This is a genomic window from Nostoc cf. edaphicum LEGE 07299 (assembly GCF_015207245.1).
Classification (GTDB): domain Bacteria; phylum Cyanobacteriota; class Cyanobacteriia; order Cyanobacteriales; family Nostocaceae; genus Nostoc; species Nostoc edaphicum_B.
Genome location: NZ_JADEXF010000215.1, coordinates 1 through 6,473 on the forward strand (window position 1 = coordinate 1; position 6,473 = coordinate 6,473).

The window sequence follows — 6,473 nt, forward strand, 5'->3', positions numbered from 1 at the left end:
GTTGAACCCTGTTAAACCACCGATGTCTACCACGGTCTAGACTTACGGAAATCATGAAAATTTATATTTATTTACTATTGTTAGAAACAGCTTACCGTTATATCTGTCAAAAGGGAATTAATTAACTAGATCAATTGGAGATAAGAACTCTAATTATTACTTATATAGTGAACTATTTTAAGTAAGGAATAATAGGTATTTATTCTTATTCATGCCTTGAGTCAGGGAGCAATCAATAGTTATCATTAGTTTTATCAATGATCTAAATCACAAGAGACGCGATTGATTGCGTCTCTATAAATCGACTAAATATAATTTATATTTGGGTGATTTTGTCAACCTGCCAGTGAGAGATAGTAATGGCAGGTGGTGAGATAACTTGACTAATGGGGGCGGGTTTCATGTCCCGATAGTCCAGGAGTTGGACTACAATGAGGTAAGCGATCGCTAAAATGACCGAAATCGCACCTGTAAGAATAGCAATTAATTTTGAACGTTCCATCAGTATTTCCTGTAATGCAAGTTATTGTGCAGTGTTTATATCCACATAATAAACTCGGCTATAGTTTCTGGGCATGAAAGGTTGTTTGAAAAGTGATTGGCTACGCTGGGAACAAAATAACCAATTTTTAATTGCTAGAACCCTTGATTTTTAAAGCTCTTTGAAGAATGAAACAGCCCTGGATTTAAAATCGGGTTTCATACTGAACTTGGAATAGATTTTCATCCCCTAAATTAGTTGAGCCTCGCATCAAAATTTCGTCGCTGAGTCGATAAAGCACGTTATAACGGAAAGACTCATCGCTAGAAAGAGGGCGTGATAAAGAAGCAGAGAAATTTCTATTGATGTCAAACACACCTTCTGCTGATAAATTCAAAACTGAAGCTGTCGTTGTTTCATTACTAGTGATTGGGGTGGGAAATATCCGAAATTCGCTGAAACCAATAGCCTGTCCGATCGCAGTTATAGTTCCTTGTAAACTACCTAAAATGGTAGAACTAGCGAAATTAGTCAGCCCTTGTCCTGCATCTGCTTGGCCGAAAGAACCAAGAATTGAACCACCTAATAGAGCAACTATTTCTCCTCTACTACGGCTAGGTTCACTCGTCAGTTCCAGATTTTCGCCCAATTCACTCGCTGGCCCATCCACTCTTGCTTGAACGCGAACGGTACGCAAAGTACCAAAGTTGGTAGCAGAAACATCGCTGATTTCAGCAGACAATGGTGATTCCAAAATTCTATTATTGATTGCCGATGTTTCAGGTACAATTGCGAGCAGTCGGACATCCAGAATCGGATCAAGTCCTTGACTTGGAATAAACCGCGCGGTTTGTTCATAGCCCCGTTCCAAGGTGAACTCAGTAGAAAATAAACTTACTCGTCCTCCTGTCAAACGAATGACTCCTTCAGGACGCGGTTTGCCTAATGTACCATTAATGGTCAAGTCGCCTTTTGCTTCAAAGCTCAATAGGGGCTGGCTAAAGACGGCTGCTCCTGGTATTGAGTCGAGAAAAGATTGACTGGTAACACTAACATCGTCGTCTAGAATTAACCTTAAATCTGCAAACTCTATAGGTAAATTGGGTGGAGTTGCTGTGCTAGTGCTTGCGTCTGCTGTCGCCACTGGCTTAGTGCTTCCTTCCACTGTAACTACTGGGTTAGCGCTACTCTCTGCTGTCGGTGTGACGTTAGGGTTAACCTCTTCTCTATTTAGATTTATGACGTTAGCGTTAGCCGCTGCTGTAGCTGCTGATTTTTTCTCACCAGTAGCCGAGTTTCCAATAATCACCTGACCATCACTCAGTTCAATTTCTCCACCAATTACAGGTTTTAATGCTGTTCCGCGAAGTACGATATCGCCGCCAACACCACCTTCATACAGTCCTGCAATTTCAAAGTTGAGTTTGTCTGCTATTGATACTGTCAGAGGATTTGCTACGGCTTGCTGAGGCTGAAGAATTGGGAGGATGCCTGATGCACTTACTTGCCCTTCATTGTAAGTGCCTTGGATACCTTGGACATTCACAGTATTACCATTAAACTGCGCTGTTCCTGTGACATTCGTTAAGGGTTCAGATAAGGCTTTAGCGCTAAAAGTTGCATCATTAAGTGTGACATTGCCGTTAATAATTGGTTCGTTTAAAGTACCTTGAACATTTAAATCTACTTGTCCTTGACCATTTACCCAAGCGACTTGATTGTTAGTAAACAGGTTTAACAGCGCCAATCCTTCATTGTTCACATTGGCGTTGATGCTGATTTGATTGCTATCCGGTTGCACTTCGGCAAAAGGTAACGGAGCAGGTACGCTACCTGTAATGGTAACTGGCTGCGTTCCTGTCACTAGTAAGCTACTGTCAAAATTCAAACGAGCATCGTTGTAATCAAAGTTCACTTGTCCTGTTTGTACAGGTTGCTTGTTGAGAGTCGCATTCGCCAGCGCTACTTCCCCTTGAACTCTGGGGTCTTGTAAACTACCTCCCAATGTGGCATTAGCATTTACATTACCAGTGATATCTATGGGGTATTGTTCGATAATAGGCTGTAAAAGTGATAAAGGTAAACTTGCTACATTCAAGTTGCCAGATAGTTGCTCAGTTCCTAACTGCCCTGAAAAAGCCACCAGTCCTTGATTTATACCGACACTTAAGGGTGAAAGGGTGACGATTCCATCGGCAAAATTGCCTTGAGCAACGACTTGATTAATGGAGTATTCACCCCATTGCCAATTAGCACCTTGGAAATTAAAGCCAACATTTAACCCAGATTTTAACGAGCCATTAGCTGTAATTCCTCCGCTCAAAGCACCCGTTAATTCTGCAAGGGTGGGTAAAGATGCAGTTTCTTTTCTCTCTTCTTGTTGTTGTTGTGCTACCAATCTTCTAATTTTTGAGAAATATGTAAGCTGTGTTAGCAAATCTGCATTGGGCAAACTGATAGCGTTGGTATCTAGTACCTCTGCTCCAGCTAACGTCGGAGGCTGCAACCCGGTACCAAAGTCTTGAAAATCAAAGATATTAAACGCTTGTAAAAGTCTCTGGATTCTTGCTTGGTCAAAATTAGCTTGGAATTGAAATTGCGGGTCGTTTCCTGCTTTTACATTTCCACTCAGGGCGATGTTGCTATCTCCAATCCGCAATTGACCATTAGCCAAGCTAGCAGTACCATCAGCATAATTAATAGTGCCGCGAAATTCATCTGCTGCTACTCTGGCAACACGAGGCCCAGCGATCGCAACGTCTCCCGCAATGGCATAATTATTCAGATTGACAACTAAATTACCCGATAATTGCCCCCCCAAAGGTTTCAATTGATTGTTAGGTAAAAAGCCGCCAACAAGAGCGATGGGAAACTGTTGGGCGTTGATTATCAAGTTATCTCCCTCAGTTCTACCCGTAGTAACTGCCTCATCGCGTTTAACTAAAAATGAAGTCGGACGATAATCTGCACCTAAGTTAAGGGCAATCCGATCTTGTTTCCCAGCTAGTCGCAGACTTCCACCTTGTCCACCTTGAAAATTCACATTTCCGGTTAAAAGTGGGTCAAACGCCAAGTTACTCACATTAAAATTCCGCAGTCGGATATTCCCAGTAGCTTGGGGTACATCTGGAGTACCTGTAACTTTCCCATTAAAATCAAGTCGCCCTGCTATTGCTACGTCCCCAGGAACTTTGAAGCCAGTATTTTGTAGGTTGAAATTCTGCGCCAGTACATTTAAATCAAATCCGGCAATTTGGGGTGCGCCAGTTGAGGGAGACTGAATAGCGATCGCACCATTAGCAGTAAATCCTGGGGTAGATGCGTTTTCAACTATAATCTGTTGCCCATTCCATCGAAATTGAGCGGTGAGTGGTTGTGTCAGCTGCGCTATCCCTTGGGGAAGGTTGATTTGTCCGGCGGCGCGAATATCCGCAAGCTGGAAAGATTCTGTTGTCCCTGCTAACTGAAGATTGCTATTGAGCCGTCCTCGCAGTTGTGGTGAAAACCGGTTGAGTTGGATTTGAGAAGTGTTGACAGCTGCTTGCCAGCGTTGTTGTGCAAGTTGACCTTGAGCTGTGATTGTCCCGCCTGCTACATTCAACACAGCATTTGGAAAGACGAGATTCTCTCCTTGTTGATCAACAACAACTCGTCCGGTAGTGGGATAGGTGGCGTTAGGCGCTTGCACCCGCGCTACTGCTTGCAGATTGTTCAGAGTGCCAGAAATATTGGCATTTGCTGATACATTCCCAATGGTGATGTCAGGTGAAGAGTTGTATGCTTTTGCGATCGCATCCCCTGGTATATTTTTTGCTTGGACATTCAATGCCACCCGACCTTGGGGTGCAAGCTGAACTCGTCCGCTAGCAGTGACTTGCCCTCCCACATCTGGATTTGCTTGAACGCGAGAAACGTTGACATTTAACGGTGTACCCAGAGAACCAGAAATTTTAGCGTTCGCAGATATACCACCAACATTAATGGGAGTTGAAATGCCGTAACCTTGAGCGATCGCATTTCCTGGGATACCTTGAGCTTGAATATTTACACCTACCTGACCTTGAGGTGCTAGTTGAACTTGACCACTGGCTGTAATTTGCCCCCCGGCTGGCGGCGTCACCTGAACACTAGTAATATCAAGGTTCAACGGCTGTTTGGCAAGTGAGCCAGTAATTTGTGCTTTTGCTGAAACATTCCCAACTGCGATCGGTAGAGTAACGCCATAGCTGCGTGCTAGTATATCCCCTGATATGCCATCAGCTTGAGCATTAAATATTACCCCATCTTTGGCTCCTAGATTAGCTTGACCGCTGCCGATAATTTGACCGCCAGCTGCGGGGACTATTTTCAGATTAGAGACAGTTAGTTGAGATGCAGTTTGAGATGCATTCAAGCGGAAATCAGTGTTAATGGTTTTAAATTGAACGCGATCGACTTGAATCGGTTTTGTATTACTTACCGTACCATTGATGACTGGTTGCTCAAGTGCGCCTAGTATTTTAATATTTTCTTGAATTTCGCCAGTAGCCGGGACTGACGAATTCACTTTCAATGTATCTAAGATATTTTTCGCAGTAACTGGTCTGATCTGAGCAGAAACATTAAAACCTGTTTGAGTATTAATTGTTCCATTTGCCAGAATGGGAACTTTGCCAAAGTTCGTACTCAGATTATCTAAAGTAACTGTCTGACCCTGAAATATAAATTTCCCATTAAAATTAGAAACCGGCTGAGGAATATTTTGAATTTTAGCGGTGATTTGATTAGCTGTAGCTGTTCCCGTAATTGCGATGTCTGACAGTTTGGGTGGAATCTGCACCCCTAAGTCAGCATTTAAATACCCTGTTTGGAGAGCGATCGGTAACTGAATTAATCTAGTGATATCGGATGCTTGTAAATTTTGTGCTTGCAGTTGGAGGTTAGTTTGTTGAGCTTTTAGTTGGGTTTCGCCAACAATTTTGACAGCGCCTCCCCTAGTGAGTTGAGTATTGAAGTCATAACCGATCCTTTGATTTTGATCGGAAAATCGGGCAATACCACCAACTCGATCTAATATTACTGAGCCTTTGGGTTTAGTTGGTGCAGTGAATGGCATCAACTCGACATCGCCATCTTGAATTTGAAGTGACTGCAACTCAGTTTGAATAAACCCTTGTCCCTCCCCAGCCTTAACTTGGGCTGTCACCCAACGACCATCTTTATCCTGTTGAACATAGACATTGGGTTGAACTAAGGTGACATTTAATGCTAATTTTCGACTCAGAATAAGTTGCAACGGTGAGAACTGCACTTCCAAAGCTTTTGCTACCACCTGGTCTACATCGGTGGCAGTTGCTGGTATTGATAAAGAGCTAAATCTCAGACTAGAAAGCGAAAAACGTTCAACGTTCCCAACTTTGACTGGACGTCCCAGTAATTGCTCAAGATTTTGCTGCACTAACGGTGCTAAATCTTTGTATACATAGTTTCTAGCCCACCAAGCACCAACTATAATTCCAATTAGCAAAACCCCACCCAAAGCCAAACTGGTACGTCCTAAAAGCAGGAGCCACAGACGACGATTAGATGGTTCCTGATTGTTTTCTGAATTTGGCGATCGCTTCATGATTGTTACCAGTACCAGTACTTTTTTCTGGAGTGAGGCTAGAGACAAATTAGTTAGTTGTATCCGCAAGTTACAAAATATCGTTTCACAATATCAGGACTTACGCAAGAACTTTGCAGCAAGTTGCTTATATTCATTAGACGGGACTGCACCAAGAAGACGCATTTGCAGTGCGTCTATGTTATTTCATAATTTCGCGTAATTCCTGAATATATTTCGATTAATAATTTGTCACCAGATATTAGTTTTGTTGGTCTTAAAGTTTGAAAACTTTGCTGGTATTAGGAAAATTATTTAGAATTTTATCTGCGTCTTAAAAAAAGTGCTATAGCATTTCCTAATCACATGAGATAGATCATAGTCCCCTCTCGAAGAGCGGGGAGAGGG

Annotated in this window: 2 protein-coding genes; both read right to left on the bottom strand. The window is 42.6% G+C overall.

Annotation, left to right across the window (positions count from 1 at the left end; all coding sequences use genetic code 11):
- Positions 1-316: 316 nt before the first annotated feature.
- Positions 317-502, bottom strand: coding sequence for a hypothetical protein (locus IQ229_RS08540; protein ID WP_194042897.1), 186 nt, complete (start codon positions 500-502; stop codon positions 317-319).
- Positions 503-686: 184 nt separating this feature from the next.
- The gene (locus IQ229_RS08545) at positions 687-6,086 is read right to left on the bottom strand and encodes a translocation/assembly module TamB domain-containing protein (protein ID WP_194042898.1); all 5,400 of its coding nucleotides are present in this window, start codon (positions 6,084-6,086) and stop codon (positions 687-689) included.
- Positions 6,087-6,473 lie beyond the last annotated feature (387 nt).

Bases quoted from the DNA above. Each gene is read 5' to 3' on its own strand.
- IQ229_RS08540 (WP_194042897.1), bottom strand. From the start codon at position 502: ATGGAACGTTCAAAATTAATTGCTATTCTTACAGGTGCGATTTCGGTC.
- IQ229_RS08545 (WP_194042898.1), bottom strand. From the start codon at position 6,086: ATGAAGCGATCGCCAAATTCAGAAAACAATCAGGAACCATCTAATCGT.